The organism is Amycolatopsis benzoatilytica AK 16/65, from assembly GCF_000383915.1.
Lineage (GTDB): Bacteria > Actinomycetota > Actinomycetes > Mycobacteriales > Pseudonocardiaceae > Amycolatopsis > Amycolatopsis benzoatilytica.
Window position 1 is genome coordinate 5,514,975 of record NZ_KB912942.1, and the last position, 15,009, is coordinate 5,529,983.

Genomic DNA, 15,009 nt, shown 5'->3' on the forward strand with positions numbered 1-15,009 from the left:
ACCGCCCTACTTGTTGCTCTCCACGTCGATCTGCCACTGCCCGTTGGCCTGCACCATCGTGTAGTAGTGCAGCTCCGTCTCGCTCTTGCCGTTCGCGTAGTGGTAGGTGATCGACGCACGGAGGCGGTTGTCGCCGAGGACCGTCAAGTCGGCCACGGTCACCGAGCTGAACCGGGTCCACCAGGACTTGTAGCGGTCGAAAGTCTGGTTGTTCCGGCTCTTGAAGCCGTCGGTGAGCATCGCCCAGCCGTGTTCCAGGTTGCCCGGCAGGGAACCGAAGTACTCGCGCAGCGCGGCCTGCATCGCTTCCGGCGAGTTCGCCGCCGAACTGGGCGACGCGGAGGACGACCGCGGCGATGCCGGAGGAGCCACCGACTGGGCGGCCGAATAGCTCGGAGTGGCGTTGGGAGCCGGAGTTCCGGTGGAGGAAGCCGCCACGGGCTGAGTCGGCTGGCCAGAATTCCGGGTGAGCACGACAGTCAGGATGACCGCGATCACGACGAGCAGCGCGCCCGCGCCGGCGAGGATCATCCCGCGCCGTCTTCGGTCCACCGGAGCGGCCGCGGTCGCCGCGGCCGGGGCCGGCTCGGCGGCGGACGCGGCGAGCACCGGCGGCTTCGCGCCCGGCAGGGTCGGCGGTTCCGGGACGGTCGCGACCGGCGTGACGCCGCCGTCCAGCTTGCGCAGTTCGGCGGCGACCTCTTCCATCGACGGCCGGTTCTCCGGCTTGAGCTCCAGCAGCTTCAGCAGCAGCGGCTCCAGCTTCCCGGCCTGCTTCGGCGGGCTGATCGAACCGCTGGAAACCCGGTACAGCAAGGCGATCGCGTTGTCCGCGGTGCCGAACGGCGGCGCGCCCTCGACCGCCATGTACAGCGTGGCGCCGAGCGCGAAGACGTCGGAGGCGAACGTCGCGTCCTCGCCGCGGGCGACCTCCGGCGCGAGAAACGCGGGCGTGCCGGAGATTTCGCCGGTCGCGGTGAGCGTGACGTCGCCGACCGCGCGCGAAATGCCGAAATCGGTCACCTTGACCGTGCCGTCGTCGCCGAGCAGGACGTTGCCCGGCTTGACGTCGCGGTGCACGATGCCCGCCCGGTGCGCGGCGGCGAGCACGCCGGCCAGCTGCACCGCGAACGGGATCGCCTCGTCGACGGTCAGCGGACCGTCCTCGCGCAGTTTCACCGCGAGGCTGCGCGAGGGCAGGTACTCCATGATCAGCCACGGCCGGTCCTCGTGCTCGACCACGTTGAACACCGAAATGGCGTTCGGATGCTGCAGCCGGGCGGCGATGCGGGCCTCGCGCATGGCGCGGTTGCGCGCTTCCTCGACCTTGTCCTCGCCCTGGTTCACCGGCATGAGGAGTTCCTTGACGGCGACGACGCGGCCCAGGATCTTGTCCTGTCCGCGCCACACCATCCCCATCGCGCCGCTGCCGATCAGTTCGACGAGTTCGTAGCGACCGGCGACCTGCCGGCTCTCCTCGGTCAACGGAAAACCCTTCGGTGCGACATCATCCACGGACGGCGATCACCCAGTTTTCCACGGACGGCCCGGACCGGGTGCGCGACCCACCCGGGCCGGGCCGGGGTTGCTCCGGGTGGCCGAGTCGCGACAGGGTGAGCAGATGACCACGACGGCGCCGACTTTCCGGAGCGTGTTCGGCGTGGCCGAATTCCGCGCACTCTGGCTCGCTCACGTCCTGTCAGTGGCCGGTGACCAACTGGCACGTGTCGCGTTGACCGTGTTGGTGTTCAACCGCACCGAATCCGCCGGTTGGGCCGCCGGCGCCTACGCGCTGACCTATCTGCCCGACCTTCTGGGCGGCGCGCTCGGCGGCCTGGCGGACCGGTTTCCGCGACGTACCGTGCTCGTCGTCGCGGACGTCGTCCGTGCGCTGCTCGTGGCGTTGATGGCGATCCCGGGCATGCCGTGGCCGGTCGCGGCGGGCCTGCTCGTGGTGGTCCAGCTGGCGGCCGGGCCGTTCCAGTCCGCGCGGCAGGCGGTGCTGCCGGACCTGCTCGGCGAGGAACGGCTCGCGACCGGCCAAGCGCTGCTTTCCTCGACGTATCAGGCCGCACTGGTGATCGGCTTCGGTGCGGGAGCCGCGGTCGTCGCGTGGCTCGGGGTTTCGGGCGCACTGTGGGCGGACGCGGTGACGTTCGCGGTCTCGGCGGCGGCGTTGCGGCTGGGGTTACGGCGGTATCCGGTCTCGCACGTGACGGAACGCGCTCCGCAGTGGGCGTCGCTCAAGGCCGGCTGCCGATTGGTGGTGCGGGACCGGAAGCTGCGATCGCTGCTCGCGGTCGCCTGCTGCTGCGGGTTCTACGTGGTTCCGGAGGGGCTGGCGGTGCCGGTCGCCGCGCAGGTCGGCGGGACCGGGGTACTGGGCTGGCTGCTGATCGCGAATCCGATCGGGACGCTGCTCGGAGCGTTGCTGATCAGCCGGCTGCCCCGGGCGCGGCAAGTGCGATGGCTGGGGCCGCTCGCCGTGGCGAGCAGTCTGGTGCTGCTGCCCACCGGCTGGACCCTTTCGGTGCCGGTGCTCGTCGCGCTGTGGACGGTGTCCGGGATGTTCTCCGCACATGACTTGATCACGCAGGTGCAGTACAGCCTTTCCTCGCCGCCGGAACAGCGCGGACAGGTGATCGGAGTCGCGATCGCGGCGCTGCGGGCGGCACAGGGCCTGACCATCGCGGGCGCGGGCGCGCTGGCGCAAGCGTTCGCGCCGACGACGGTGGTCGCGATCGCCGCGGTCGCCGGGACCGGCTGCGCGGCGGCAGCCGGGATCGCGTGGACGCGGGCGGTGCGGGCGGACGGTGCGGCGCAGCCCCGCCGATCTCCCCTCGACGGGGCCGCCCCACCACCCGCGCAGTAGTCCGCGGGACCGGCGCGCCGCGGGGCTGGTACGGGTCAGCTCCAGTTGTTGTCACGCATGCCCTCTCACCTCCTTGGAGACGGGGTTTCGGGACGCGGATCAGCGGGTCCAGTTGTTGTCACGCATGGCGAGGGGCTCCTTTCGTGGTCGAAGGGCGGATTCGGGATCAGCGGGTCCAGTTGTTGTCACGCACCACACGACCTCCTTCCATCGGTCAGACAGCGGATTCCTGCTCAGCGAGTCCAGTTGTTGTCACGCATCGCGATCGGTCACCTCCTTCTCGAACCGGTTGCCAGGCAGCGGTCAGCGGGTCCAGTTGTTGTCACGCACCACACGACCTCCTTCCATCGGTCAGACAGCGGATTCCTGCTCAGCGAGTCCAGTTGTTGTCACGCACCGCACGGACCTCCTTCCCTGCTCAGCCAGCACCGTTTCGCTCCCTTAACGAGCCCAGTTGTTGTCACGCATCGCTGGCACCTCCTTTCTTGGTCGCCGATCGCGGTCCTCAGCGAGTCCAGTTGTTGTCGCGCATCACGCACCTCCCTCCGAAACCCGGCATTTCCGCCACTCCTTGTCACCAGTTGTTGTCGCGCACCGCGCGTCTCCCTCCGCTCGACCTGGCCGCCACCGCCGCCAGGTGTTCTCACCGCTCGAAATCACCAGTTGTTGTCCCGCACTGTGGGCACCTCCTCCCGCCGGAAAAGACCGAACCCTCGACCTCGGCTCGAGACCCCGAGACCGGCCGAGGTCACCGCTGGGCGGTCCAGTTGTTGTCGCGCACGGTCGTCACCTCCCCTCCGGGTTCCCGCTCGCGGCGGTTTCCGCACGTCATCGCGGGTCTGGCGGTCACCGAACGTGCCCGCGGGCAACCCCGCGGCCGTCCGGTGGTTTCCCTGCTCCGCCGCGGATTCGGCGCAGTACGCCGCTACTCGCAGTGGTCACCTCCCCTCGCCGGCCGTCCGGCGCTGGGCTGACCGGGCGAAATCGCCACCGCATTCCCAGAGTCCGGACGACGGGCGGCACCCGACGCGCCTCGTCGTTTACCGTAGAAGCCAACCGGGTGAGGTGAAGAGTGCGCGGACAGGTCGGCAACTGGTTCACGGGGTGGCGCCTGTGGAGGTTGCCTTCTCCCGTCCGCACCTACGTGCTGCTGGTAAACGTCATCGCGATCGCCTCCACTTTCGCTACCGCGTGGCTCGCCCCGGTCCACCGCGTCGACCTGATCCGCTTCGGCGTGCTCGCCGTGTGCGCGGCGCTGGCGATCGAGGCGACGCGGCACATCGAGCGGCAACGCGAGTACAGCCGCGCGCCCGCCGTCGCGTACGTCGACACCAAAGCGGTCTGGAGCATTGCCGCGGTGGTGGCGCTGCCGGCGGTGCTGGCGTCGGCGATGGTGGTGTTCACCTACGCCGTCGCCTGGTGGCGGATCTGGCCGCGCGAACGGCCGGTCCTGCCGCACCGGTGGATCTTCTCCTCCGCCACGGTGCTGTGCGGCACGCAGGCGGCAGTCGCCGTGCTCGCGCTCGGGATGCACGCGTACCCGGGCGGCTTGGCCACCGGGTTCGGGCCCGGGCTGCTGGATCTCCTCGTCTTCGTCCTCGCCGCCGGGCTGCGCTGGGCGATCAACACCGCGCTGGTGATGGCGGCCATCGCGCTGTCGAACCCGCCGCGGTCGTTCTCCGACCTGTTCTCCGGTTTCGGCGACCAGTTGCTGGAAGCCGGCGCGATCGGGCTCGGCCTGGTCACCGCGGCACTCCTGATTCTGGCGAACCCGCTGGTCCTGGTCGGTGTGGTGGTCGCGCTCGTCGCGTTGCACCGGGGGCTGCTGCTGACCCAGTTCCAGCGCGACGCGCGCACCGACGTCACCACCGGCCTCGCCACCAAACGCTGGTGGCGCACCGTCGCCGAGCGCTACCTCGAACGCGCGCGAGCCAGCCAGGACAACGTCGGCGTTCTGCTCCTGGACCTCGACCACTTCAAAGCGATCAACGACACCTACGGCCATCCGACCGGCGATCTGGTGCTGCGCGAGATCGCGCTGTCGCTGCGGTCGGAAGTGCGCGACCAGGACGTCTGCGGTCGCTGGGGCGGCGAGGAGTTCGCGATCGCGCTGCCGGACATCCCGAGCGCCGAACACCTGGGCCACATCGCCGACCGCATCCGGCGGCGGATCCCGCAGGTGGTCGTCGCGCTGCCGGACCGCGACGACGTGATCAGCGACCTGACCGTGTCGATCGGCTGCGCGCTCTACCCGGCGGAACACCTCGCAACGGTCGACGACGTGCTGGTGGCCGCCGACGCGGCGCTGTACCGGGCGAAACAGGCCGGGCGGAACCGGGTCGAGCTGGCGGCCAGCGCCTGACGGTCGCGGCGCGTTCGCCGCGCTAGTCCACCAGCGCTCCGCAGCTGACGTTCACCGTTGCCGCCGTCATCGTGCGGGCTCGGTCCGATGCGGCGAACGCGGCCACCGCGCCGACGTCCGCCAGGGTCGCGGTCCGGCCGAGCATCGTCGGTTCCGCCAGTTCCGCCGCCAGCTCCCGCGCGCCCGGGAAATCCGCCGGGATGGTTTCCGGGACTCCGCCGGTCCGCAGCGTCACCGTGCGCACCCCGTACCGGCCGAGCTCGGCAGCCAGCTGCCGGCGCATCGCCTCCAACGCCGCGAACCCCGCCTGCAGACCGCCGACCGCGTGGTTGCGCACCGGGTCTCCGTCTCCGCCGAAGAGCAGGACTACGCCGCCGTCCTGCCGCTTCATGTGGCGGCCCGCGGCGCGCATGGTGAGGAACGTCGTCCGCACCCCGGTGACCACCGGTTGTTCGTAATCAGCCAGCGACATCTCGATCATCGGGGTGCCCTGGACGTCGCCGTGGCTGATCACGTTCACCGAGATGTCCAGGCTGCCAGCAGCCGCGACCACGGCGTCCGCGTGCGCGTCGACGGACTGCTCGTCCAGCGCATCGACCACTGCGACGTCGGCTGTCCCGCCCGCCGCGCGGATCTCGTCCGCGACTCGCTCCAGCTTCGACCGGGTGCGTCCGGCCAGGAACACCCGCGCGCCTTCGCCGGCGAACGCTCGTGCGAACGCGCCACCGATCCCGCCGCCGGCACCGTAAACGACTGCGTTCTTGCCTTCGAGCAACATCAGGTCGGCTCCCTTCGAAGTGGCATTCACCAGTGCGTCGAACGGGGAACCAGGGAATCGACATCCGGGCGAGGCGAGCCGCGAAAAGCTCAGGGCCGCGGCATGCCCATCGGATTCGGAATCGGCACCCCGCCCGCGTCCACGACCGCCCGGCTCAACGGCGTCGCCAGCTCCAGCACCCGCTCGACCCCGGCCGGGCCCAGCGCGGCCAACGGATCCGCGGCGAGCCGGTCCGTTGTCTCCTCGACCGTCCGCCGGACGTCGGCACCAGCCGAGGTCAACCCGTCGCGGTCCAGCAAACCCCGCTCGGCCAGGCGTTCCGTCGCCGCCGTCCACTCCTCGTCGGTCCAGCCGCGGGCGCGCTGCAGCTGCTCGCGCGTAGTCGCGCCGGTGGCGATGTGCGTCAGTGACGCCTCCAGCCCGGACAGCCCGGACGCCACCGCCGCCAGCACATGACCGTCCCCACGGTGTTCGCGCAGCGCGGCCGTCGCCAGCCACAACCGGGCCAGCGGCCGGTCCGGCCGCGACGCCGCGGCCCAGGCCGCACCGAGTGGCCGGCCGTCGAACCGACAGCCGGCCACCGCCGTTTCCAGCAGCGCGACCAGTTCGTCGACCGAGACTGGGCCGAGCAGCCGCGCCAACGCTGCCTCGACTGCTTCGACACGGGTGCGCAGCACCTCGTCCGCCGAGGCGAACGTCCACGCGTCCGGCAGCGCCCGCTCGACCATTCGCGGCGCGAAGCCGTAGAACATGGCCGTGACCGGGGCTGGGCCGACCGCACCGAGCGGTGCCGCCCGCCCGGCGAAGTAGCCCATCCACCAACCGCGCAAGCCGGCTTCCTTCGCCGCGTCCGCCGGTTCCGGAGCGAAGTAGACGACCGCGTGCAGCGGTTCGAGGGCCGACCACAGACTCCGTGCTGAGTTCATGCCCCGAACCTTAAGCCGGGGATAGGACAAGAAACGGCCCGTCGTCCGGTGTTTCACCGGACGACGGGCCGCGGAAGCGAAAACGTCAGGCGAGCTCGAGGCCGTAGGACTGCAGCTCCAGGGTCAGCGGGTAGAAGTAGCTGGTCTGGGTGTCGCCACCGGAAAGCGTGCCCAGCCCCTTCGACCCGTCGTACGCGGGGCCGCCGGAGTCGCCGTGGTCGGTGTGCGCCGTGGTGCCGAACTCGTGGTTCAGCACGCCGACGTCGAAGTTCACCGACTCGTCGACCGAGGTGACCTGGCCGCTGCCGCCGCCGGTGGTCTGGCCCATCTTCTGCATCTGCTCGCCGACGGTCGGGGTGCCGGCGCTGCTGATCTTCTGGCCGGTGTTGATCGCGCCGTCGCCGGTGCCGTTCGGCCGGGTCAGCAGGCCGGAGTCGGCGCCGGGGCAGTCGCTCTTCACGACCTGCGCGCCGGACACGTCGCCGCCGGACCAGGTGCCGCCTTCGTTGGTGCAGTGGCCCGCGGTCAGCATGTACGGCTGGCCGCCCTTGGTCACGTTGAAGCCCAGCGAGCAGGTGAACTGGCCGTTGTTGATCGAGTCGCCGTCGGCGATGTAGGTGGCCAGCTTGCCGCTTCGATGCTCGACGCGCGCCGCGTCGCCCAGCTTCGCCGCCGCGGCGGCGACCTTGTCCTTCGCGGCCTGCGACGCGGAGTCGTAGATCTTCACGACGACCTGGTTGTTCTTGGTGTCGATGCCCCACGAGGTCTGGGGCACGTTCTTGACCGCGTCCATCTGGTTCTTCGCGTTGGTGAGCGCGGTGAAGCTGTACTTGACCTGCTTGGTCATGAAGCCGGCCGCCTTGGCCTTCTCCTGCGCGACGGCGTCGGTGACGTTCACGACGGCCTTGCCGTTCTCCAGGTAGATGCCGCCGTTGCCGGCGCCGAGCGAGTCGGCGACCTGCGTCGCCTGCGTGATGGCCTGTGCCTGCATCTGGGCGAACGCCAACGGGCTGGCCGAGGCGGCGTTCACGCACATGCCCGCGGTCAACGCCGCGGCGGACAGCGTCGTGATCCCTGCGACGAGCGTCTTCCGGGAAGTCATGGATCTTCCTCCAGGTGGGGTGAACCGACCGGTGGGACGCCCCACACTGTTGTTGCCCGGCAACCAACGCGAAACCGACGAAGGTTGGTTAATCACCAAACGATGCCGACAAATCGGGTTTCGCTGCGCCGTTCGGCCCACCCGGATCGGCCGAACAGCGCCCTCCCACGCGGATTCAGTGTTCGCCGGGCCACCGCACGTGGTCGGCGTACCCGTCGTTCTTGCGCAGGTACCCGGCGATGAACGGGCACACCGGCACGATCACGTCGCCGCGCGCCACGACGTCGTCGAGCGCTGCCTTCGCCAGCACCTTGCCGAGCCCGCGGCCGCCGAACTCGTCGCCGATCTCGGTGTGCGTGAAGACGGCCAGCGTGCCTTTCTGCGTGAATTCGGCGAATCCGGCCAGCTTGCCGTCCGCGTGCACCTCGTAGCGGCTCTCACTGTCGTTGCGGGAGACACGGGGTTCTTCTTCGCTCATCCCCGCATCCTCACACACAGCTGCCGCCCAGCTCACTCTCCGCCCGGGCGCGCTCCGGTGCTTTCCCTGGCGAGCACCGTGTGCGGCGCGACGAACTCCTCCGCAGGCAGGCCTGGATCCTGGATGCGGGCGGCGAGGCGGGACACCGCGGTACGGGCGATGAACGGAGTGTCCAGCGAAACGGTGCTCAACGACGGCCGGGAATAGCGGCCTTCCTCGATGTCGTCGATGCCGATGACCGCCACGTCTTCCGGCACGCGCAGGCCGGCGTCGAACACCGCGCGGATCGCGCCCATCGCGAGCAGGTCGGAGTAGCAGAAAACGGCGTCCGGGCGAGGAGACTCGCGAAGCAGCGACGCCATCGCGCTGTATCCGGCTGCCCGGCCGTAGTGGGCAGCCGGGGCCTGCAGCGCGTTCACCGGCTCCAGACCGCGCTCGTCGAGCGCCTTGCGGAATCCCTCCGTGCGCTGCAACGGCGTCGAGTACATCTCCTTCGGCTGGGCGCCGATCGCCGCGATCCGGGTGCGGCCGCGGTCGAGCAGATGCGTCGTCGCATCGTGGGCCGCGACGACATTGTCGATCGCCACGTGGTCGAAGCGGTGATCGAAGACGTGCTCGCCGAGCAGGATCAGCGGCGACGAACGCGCCGGATCCACGTCGCGCAGCTCGTCGCCGGTCGCGAGCGGCGCGAACAGCATGCCGTCGAACAGATTGCGCCTGCCCCCTCCGCGCAACAGCTGGCGCTCCCGATCGTGGTCGTGCCCGGTCTGGTCGATCATCACCTGGAAACCGAGGCTCGCGGCGGCGTCGATGACCTCGCGGGCGAGCTGGCTGAAGTAGGGCACGTCGATCTCCGGCACCACCAGCGAGAGCAGCCCGGTCTTGCCGGTGCGCAGCGTGCGGGCGACCGGGTTCGGGATGTAGCCGAGCTCTTCGATGGCCCGCAGCACACGCAGGCGCATCTTCTCGCTGACGTGCTCGTAGCCGCTGACGACGTTCGACACCGTGCGCACCGAAACCTGCGCCCGATCCGCCACGTCCCGCAACGTCGCCGCCATGAAGCTCCCTTCTCCGGAAGTCATCCTACCTTTTGCAACGTGTGCAAGCATGTCGTACAGTTTGCCTACGTTGGCAAATCCACGGCGTGCCGCTCCCCGCCCGCCGCCTTGCCGCCGTCCCGCACAAAGGAGTGCCATGAAATCCACTCTCGGACGGAGCGGCCGGTCAGCCCGTCTCCTCGCCGGCCGCACCGGTGCCGTCGCCGCCGCGGCTCTGCTCGTCGCCGGGCTGAGCGCCTGCGGCCCGGACATCAGCTCCGACAGCACCGCCGCGGACAACGCCGTGCTGCAGGCCCCGGCGGACGATGCGCCGAAGGGCGAGATCACGATCTGGGACCGCTCCGGCGACCTGTACAAGGTCTTCGACTCCGCGATCAAGAAGTTCACCGCGAAATATCCCGGCGTCACGGTCAAGCACGAGGCCGTCGACATCGCCGGCAAGCTCCAGAACACGCTGATCACCGGCACCGACGTGCCCGACGGCGTCTTCCTCGACGACGCGAAGGTCGGCGGCTACGTCAGCCACCTGTGGAATCTCAAGGACGTGCTCGCGCCCTATCTCAAGGACATCGCCAAGCAGAAGGTCGACGTCAACACCGTCAACGGCGGCATTTACGGCGTGCCCTTCGACCTCGACCCCGGGCTGCTGTTCTACAACGCGAAGGCGCTCAGCGCGGCCGGGATCGACCCGAACGCCGTCAAGACCTATGACGACTTGCTCGCCGCGGCGAAGAAATACCAGCAGTTCAAGCCCGGCGCGAAGCCGATCCATCTGGAACAGGACGCCTTCAACAGCCAGCTCCAGCTCGAGATGTTCGCCAGCCAGTTCGGCACCAGCCTCGCCGGCCCGGACGGCGCGCTGCGACTGAATTCCGCGCCGTACCAGCAGATCCTGACCTGGCTGGACACCGTGCGCAAAGACGGGCTCGGCACCCGCGCGGAGTACCTGAAGCCCACCGACGTCAGCGCGCTGGAGTCGGCCGACGAGGTCTTCTACCCGTGGGCGATCTGGTTCGACTTCGCCCCGCAGCAGCAATTGACCGCCACCAAGGGCGACTGGCGAGCGATGCCGTTGCCGGCGTGGACCCCAGGCGGCGCGCGCAGCGGTGCGATGGGCGGCTCGTCGTTCGTCATTCCCAAGGACGCCAAGAACCCGAAGCTGGCCTGGCTGTTCTACCGCTTCCTGATGTTCGACCAGGCCGGCTACACCGGCGTCTACGGACCGAACGCGGTCTATCCGGGCGGCCTGAACACCTCGGTCCCGGCTTACCGGCCCGCCGCCGACCCGGCGAAGCCGCTGTTCCGGCCGATCGACGCGATGGGCGGGCAGGACCTCTGGAAGACCGCCGTCGAAGCCGGCCGGGAAATCCCCGGCGGCGCGCCGATCCCGGCCTGGTGGTCCGGCGCGGTCGACTACCTCGGCACTGACCTGCAGAAGATGCTGGACGGCGCGCTGACCCCGCGACAGGTGATCGACAAGGCGAGCCAGGACATCCAGACCAACCTGGTCAACCGCAAATGACCACCCGTTCCGTTTTCGCCGCGGCGAAGGTGTTCCGGGAACCGCCACCGGCCGTCGAGCCGCGCGCCCGGGCACCGCGCCGCCGGCGGCGCACCCTGCCGTGGCGTCGTCTCCTCGCGCCGTATGTGTTCGTGCTGCCGTTCGTGGTGGTGTTCCTGGCTTTCAGCGTCTACCCGCTGTTCTTCACGCTGCGCCTGAGCTTCACCGACTGGCACGGATCCGGTGCAGCGCACTGGATCGGTCTCGACAACTACCGCTATCTGCTGACCAGCAGCGGGTTCTGGTCGTCGCTCGGCAACTCCGGCGTGTTGTGGCTGCTGATCGTCCCGGCACAGATGGTGCTGGCGGTCGTCGTGGCGGTGCTGCTCAACGCGATCAAGCGGCTGCGCGGGTTCTACCGGGTGGCGTTCGTCGTGCCGTTCGTGACGCCGCTGGTCGCGGTCGCGCAGATCTGGATCGTGCTGTTCGACCAGGACAACGGCGCGGTGAACGCGATGCTCGGCGCGGTCGGCCTTCCGCCGGTCGGCTGGCTCGTCACGAGCGGGTGGGCGAAGCCGACGCTCGCGCTGCTGTTTCTCTGGAAGACCACCGGGTTCGTGGTGCTGATCGTCCTTTCCGGACTCCAGCAGATCGACCGCGGGCTGTACGAGGCGGCCGCGCTGGACGGGGCCGGACGGATGCGGCAACTGCGGTCGATCACCGTTCCGCTGCTGCGCCGGTCGCTGATGTTCAGCCTGGTTCTGCAGACGCTGGCGGTGTTCCAGATGTTCGCCGAGCCGTACGTGGCGACGAAAGGCGGGCCGTACAACTCGACCACCACGGCCGGGCTCTATCTCTACAACCACATCACCCGGGCGGATCTCGGCACCGGGGCGGCGAACTCGTTCCTGCTGGTGATCGTCGTGATGGCGGTGTCTCTGCTGTTCGTCCGGCTGCTCCGAGCGGAGGACTGACATGACTGCCCTCGGCGTCCGCGAACGGCGGACCGCACCCCGGCCGCTGCTCGGCTCGCACGCGTTCCTGATCGTGCTGACCGTCGCCCTGCTCGCGCCGGTGGCGTGGGCGATCCTTTCGTCGTTCAAACCGGCGGGCGAAATCATCCGGAACCCGCTCGGGTTCGATCCGGCGACCTTCACCCTCGCCAATTTCCGCGGGATGTTCCAGGACGTCCCGATCGGCAGCGGGTTTCTCAACACCGCCGTCGTGCTCGCGGCGAAGGGCGCGATCACGATGTTCTGCGCGCCGCTGGCGGCCTACGCGTTCGCGAAGTACCGCTTCGCGGGCCGGAACCTGATCTTCGGCGCCGTGCTGCTCACCTTGATGCTGCCGACCATCGTGCTGGTCATCCCGCTGCTGCTGGAGATGAAGGAACTCGGCTGGGTCAACACCTATCAGGCGCTGATCCTGCCCGGTTCGGTCGACGCGTTCGCGATTTTCTGGATGCGCCAGGTGATCGCGGCGGTGCCGGACGAGCTGCTCGACGCCGCCCGGGTCGACGGCTGCGGCGAGTTCGGCATCTTCCGGCGAGTGGTCCTCCCGGCGATCCGGCCGGGTCTCGCCGGGCTCGGCGTGCTGACCATCATGAACATCTACAACGATTTCGTCTGGCCGGTCGTCGCGGCCAGTTCCAGCCGGATGGCCACCCTCCAGGTGGTCCTCTCGACCCTCGCCCAGAACATCTCGGGCAACCGGGTGGGATCCGACTACGCGACCATCACCGGCGAACTGCTCGCCGCCGCGTCGCTCGCGCTCGTCCCGCTCCTGATCCTGTTCATCGTGCTGCAGAAGCACTTCATCAACGGCATTCTCGCCGGAAGCGTAAAGGGCTGACACACCATGACGATTGCCGAGAACGCCGCCGATCCGATCGCCGCGGAGGCGCTCCCCCGGCCCGGCTATCCGCGTCCGGACCGGGATCGGTCCGCGCGGTGGCTGAGTCTCAACGGCCGCTGGCGGTTCACCGCGGACGACGGGGCTCCCGAGTCGATCATCGTCCCGTTCGCTTGGGAGACCCCGGCTTCCGGTGTGCACCGGACCTGGCTGCCGCGCGCGGTCTACGCCCGCACGGTCACGGTCCCCCCGGAGTGGACTGGCCGCCGCGTAGTGCTGTGCTTCGGCGCGGTGCATCACCGGGCGGTCGTGTCGATCGACGGCGTGCCGGTCGGTTCGCACGTCGGCGGGCACAGCTCGTTCGAGTTCGACGTCACCGAGGTGCTGAAGCCGGGCCGGCCCGCCGAGCTGACGGTCGAGGTCGAGGCACCGGCGGACAAGCGCGAAATCCCGCACGGCAAACAGCGTTCGATTCCCCGCGACGACTACGACGGCGTTTCGTTCACCCCGACGTCCGGGATCTGGCAGAGCGTCTGGCTCGAAGCGCGCGGACGTACCTACGCGGCCGAGGTCTCCGTGCGCGGGGATTCGCTGACCGGCTTCGACATCGCCGGAGAACTCGCCGGGGACGCTCCGGGCAGCGCTGCGGTGGTCGCTCTTCTGGACGGCCGCGAGACCGTCCTGCCGGTGCGCGACGGGCGGTTCTCCGGTCGGCTGGAAGTTCCGTCGCCACGGCTGTGGAGCCCCGAATCACCGCACCTCTACTCCATCGCACTGACCGTGGGCGACGGCGACGACGCCGACCGGCTGACGGTCACCGGCGGGTTGCGCCGGATCGAAACGCGCGGCGAAGCGTTGTATCTCAACGGGGAACAGCTGTACGTAAGAGGAGTGCTCGACCAAGGCTACTGGCCGGAGTCCGGGCTCACCGCACCGGACGACGAAGCCTTGGTCCGCGACCTCGAACTGGCACGGGAACTCGGGTTTTCGCTGGTGCGCAAGCATCTCAAGGCCGAAGAACCGCGGTGGCTCGACCACGCGGACCGGATCGGGATGCTGGTCTGGGCCGAACCGCCGGGCCCGAGCCGGTTCAGCCCGGCCGCGGCGGCCGCGTTCGAGGCGCAACTGCCCGACCTCGTGCGGCGCGACGGGAACCATCCCTCGATCGTGATCTGGGGGCTGTACAACGAAGAATGGGGTCTGGACTGGGACATCCCGGGCAGCCCGGAGCGCGCCGCCGCGGCCGAGCGCGCCTACGACCTCATGCGCTCGCTCGACGACACGCGCCCGATCGTGGAGAACTCCGGCTGGGCGCACGTCAAGACAGACCTGGTCGATTGGCACTACTACGACGAAAACCCGCGCAACTGGGCCGAAAACCTCGCCGCGCTCGCGTCCGGGGAGCGGGAGTCGTTCGAGGTCAGGCTCCGGCCGGACTTCCTGGTCGACAAATCGTTCTATGGTTCGGCCGGCTTCCCGCGCTCCGGCCTGCCGGTGCTGAACAGCGAGTACGGCGCCGGGTTCACCAGCCTGGAACGGGCGTGGCACGTGCGCTGGCAGACCCAGGAGATCCGCAGGCACGACCGGTTCTCCGGATACATCTACACCGAGCTGACCGATGTGGAACACGAAATGGCCGGCCTGCTGGACGCGCACCGGCGGCCGAAGGACTGGGGCGGGCTGGACCCGGCGGACGCGTTCGCGGAGACGACCCTGGTAGTCGACCTCGTTCCGGCGCACGCCGGGGCCGACCTGCCGGTCCCGGTCGAGCCGTTAACGCTGGACGTGCACGTATCGCACACCGGACGCGAGCCGATCGCGGGAACGCTGCACGCGGCGTGGGGCACGTCGGGTTCGCGCGGGCTCCCGGAGGCCACCGCCTCCATCGCGGCGCAAGCGAAACCGTTCCAGCTCAGCGACGCGTTCCCGCTGACGGTCCCGGCACCCGGCGGTCCGGCGCGGCTGCACCTGTGGCTGGAGACGGACGGCAAGGTGGCCGCGCGGACCTTCGTGGACGCGGCAGTCGTGGAGGAGCTCAACCGGCGGGGCGCGCGGGACTGATCGTTCGAGGAAAGGGCGGC

12 protein-coding genes are annotated in these 15,009 nt (G+C 69.6%); 6 read left to right on the plus strand and 6 right to left on the minus strand.

Annotation, left to right across the window (positions count from 1 at the left end):
- Positions 1-6 precede the first annotated feature (6 nt).
- The gene (locus tag AMYBE_RS0125400; RefSeq protein ID WP_027927996.1) at positions 7-1,485 is read right to left on the minus strand and encodes a serine/threonine-protein kinase; all 1,479 of its coding nucleotides are present in this window, start codon (positions 1,483-1,485) and stop codon (positions 7-9) included.
- A gap of 136 nt (positions 1,486-1,621) precedes the next feature.
- Between AMYBE_RS0125400 and AMYBE_RS0125405 the strand changes: the two genes are divergently transcribed.
- Together AMYBE_RS0125405 and AMYBE_RS0125410 are read left to right on the plus strand one after the other, a co-directional pair.
- Positions 1,622-2,872 (plus strand): MFS transporter, encoded by a 1,251-nt coding sequence (locus AMYBE_RS0125405; RefSeq protein ID WP_020662209.1) that lies wholly within the window; start codon positions 1,622-1,624, stop codon positions 2,870-2,872.
- 1,072 nt (positions 2,873-3,944) lie between these two features.
- Positions 3,945-5,234, plus strand: a complete 1,290-nt coding sequence (locus AMYBE_RS0125410; RefSeq protein ID WP_020662210.1) for a GGDEF domain-containing protein — start codon at positions 3,945-3,947, stop codon at positions 5,232-5,234.
- A gap of 22 nt (positions 5,235-5,256) precedes the next feature.
- On the opposite strand, the gene AMYBE_RS0125415 is transcribed toward AMYBE_RS0125410, so the two are convergent.
- The 5 genes from AMYBE_RS0125415 to AMYBE_RS0125435 form a co-directional block, all read right to left on the minus strand.
- Positions 5,257-6,012, minus strand: coding sequence for an SDR family NAD(P)-dependent oxidoreductase (locus AMYBE_RS0125415; protein WP_027927998.1), 756 nt, complete (start codon positions 6,010-6,012; stop codon positions 5,257-5,259).
- A gap of 89 nt (positions 6,013-6,101) precedes the next feature.
- Positions 6,102-6,938, minus strand: coding sequence for an SCO6745 family protein (locus tag AMYBE_RS0125420; RefSeq protein WP_020662212.1), 837 nt, complete (start codon positions 6,936-6,938; stop codon positions 6,102-6,104).
- An 85-nt stretch (positions 6,939-7,023) separates the two neighbouring features.
- Positions 7,024-8,040 carry a S1 family peptidase gene (locus tag AMYBE_RS0125425; RefSeq protein WP_020662213.1) on the minus strand — a complete coding sequence of 339 codons (1,017 nt, stop codon included), beginning with the start codon at positions 8,038-8,040 and terminating at the stop codon, positions 7,024-7,026.
- Positions 8,041-8,215: 175 nt separating this feature from the next.
- A complete protein-coding gene (locus AMYBE_RS0125430; protein WP_020662214.1) occupies positions 8,216-8,518 on the minus strand; it encodes a GNAT family N-acetyltransferase in 303 nt (100 codons plus the stop codon).
- Positions 8,519-8,550: 32 nt separating this feature from the next.
- A complete protein-coding gene (locus AMYBE_RS0125435; RefSeq protein WP_245573250.1) occupies positions 8,551-9,600 on the minus strand; it encodes a LacI family DNA-binding transcriptional regulator in 1,050 nt (349 codons plus the stop codon).
- A 112-nt stretch (positions 9,601-9,712) separates the two neighbouring features.
- Between AMYBE_RS0125435 and AMYBE_RS0125440 the strand changes: the two genes are divergently transcribed.
- The 4 genes from AMYBE_RS0125440 to AMYBE_RS0125455 are packed head-to-tail and all read left to right on the plus strand — an operon-like array spanning position 9,713 to position 14,989.
- Positions 9,713-11,098, plus strand: coding sequence for an ABC transporter substrate-binding protein (locus AMYBE_RS0125440; protein ID WP_020662216.1), 1,386 nt, complete (start codon positions 9,713-9,715; stop codon positions 11,096-11,098).
- Positions 11,095-12,051, plus strand: a complete 957-nt coding sequence (locus tag AMYBE_RS0125445; protein WP_020662217.1) for a carbohydrate ABC transporter permease — start codon at positions 11,095-11,097, stop codon at positions 12,049-12,051. Before AMYBE_RS0125440 ends, AMYBE_RS0125445 begins: the two co-directional genes overlap by 4 nt.
- 1 nt (position 12,052) lies before the next feature.
- Complete coding sequence (locus tag AMYBE_RS0125450) at positions 12,053-12,928, plus strand: carbohydrate ABC transporter permease (protein ID WP_020662218.1); 876 nt, start codon at positions 12,053-12,055, stop codon at positions 12,926-12,928.
- 6 nt (positions 12,929-12,934) lie between these two features.
- Positions 12,935-14,989 carry a glycoside hydrolase family 2 protein gene (locus AMYBE_RS0125455; protein ID WP_020662219.1) on the plus strand — a complete coding sequence of 685 codons (2,055 nt, stop codon included), beginning with the start codon at positions 12,935-12,937 and terminating at the stop codon, positions 14,987-14,989.
- Positions 14,990-15,009: the final 20 nt, after the last annotated feature.

What these genes read in the sequence shown, in the direction of transcription:
- AMYBE_RS0125440 (WP_020662216.1), top strand. Translation starts at nt 9,713, where the DNA reads ATGAAATCCACTCTCGGACGGAGCGGCCGGTCAGCCCGTCTCCTCGCC.
- AMYBE_RS0125425 (WP_020662213.1), bottom strand. Translation starts at nt 8,040, where the DNA reads ATGACTTCCCGGAAGACGCTCGTCGCAGGGATCACGACGCTGTCCGCC.
- AMYBE_RS0125420 (WP_020662212.1), bottom strand. Translation starts at nt 6,938, where the DNA reads ATGAACTCAGCACGGAGTCTGTGGTCGGCCCTCGAACCGCTGCACGCG.
- AMYBE_RS0125415 (WP_027927998.1), bottom strand. Translation starts at nt 6,012, where the DNA reads ATGTTGCTCGAAGGCAAGAACGCAGTCGTTTACGGTGCCGGCGGCGGG.
- AMYBE_RS0125435 (WP_245573250.1), bottom strand. Translation starts at nt 9,600, where the DNA reads ATGACTTCCGGAGAAGGGAGCTTCATGGCGGCGACGTTGCGGGACGTG.
- AMYBE_RS0125430 (WP_020662214.1), bottom strand. Translation starts at nt 8,518, where the DNA reads ATGAGCGAAGAAGAACCCCGTGTCTCCCGCAACGACAGTGAGAGCCGC.
- AMYBE_RS0125405 (WP_020662209.1), top strand. Translation starts at nt 1,622, where the DNA reads ATGACCACGACGGCGCCGACTTTCCGGAGCGTGTTCGGCGTGGCCGAA.
- AMYBE_RS0125445 (WP_020662217.1), top strand. Translation starts at nt 11,095, where the DNA reads ATGACCACCCGTTCCGTTTTCGCCGCGGCGAAGGTGTTCCGGGAACCG.
- AMYBE_RS0125450 (WP_020662218.1), top strand. Translation starts at nt 12,053, where the DNA reads ATGACTGCCCTCGGCGTCCGCGAACGGCGGACCGCACCCCGGCCGCTG.
- AMYBE_RS0125455 (WP_020662219.1), top strand. Translation starts at nt 12,935, where the DNA reads ATGACGATTGCCGAGAACGCCGCCGATCCGATCGCCGCGGAGGCGCTC.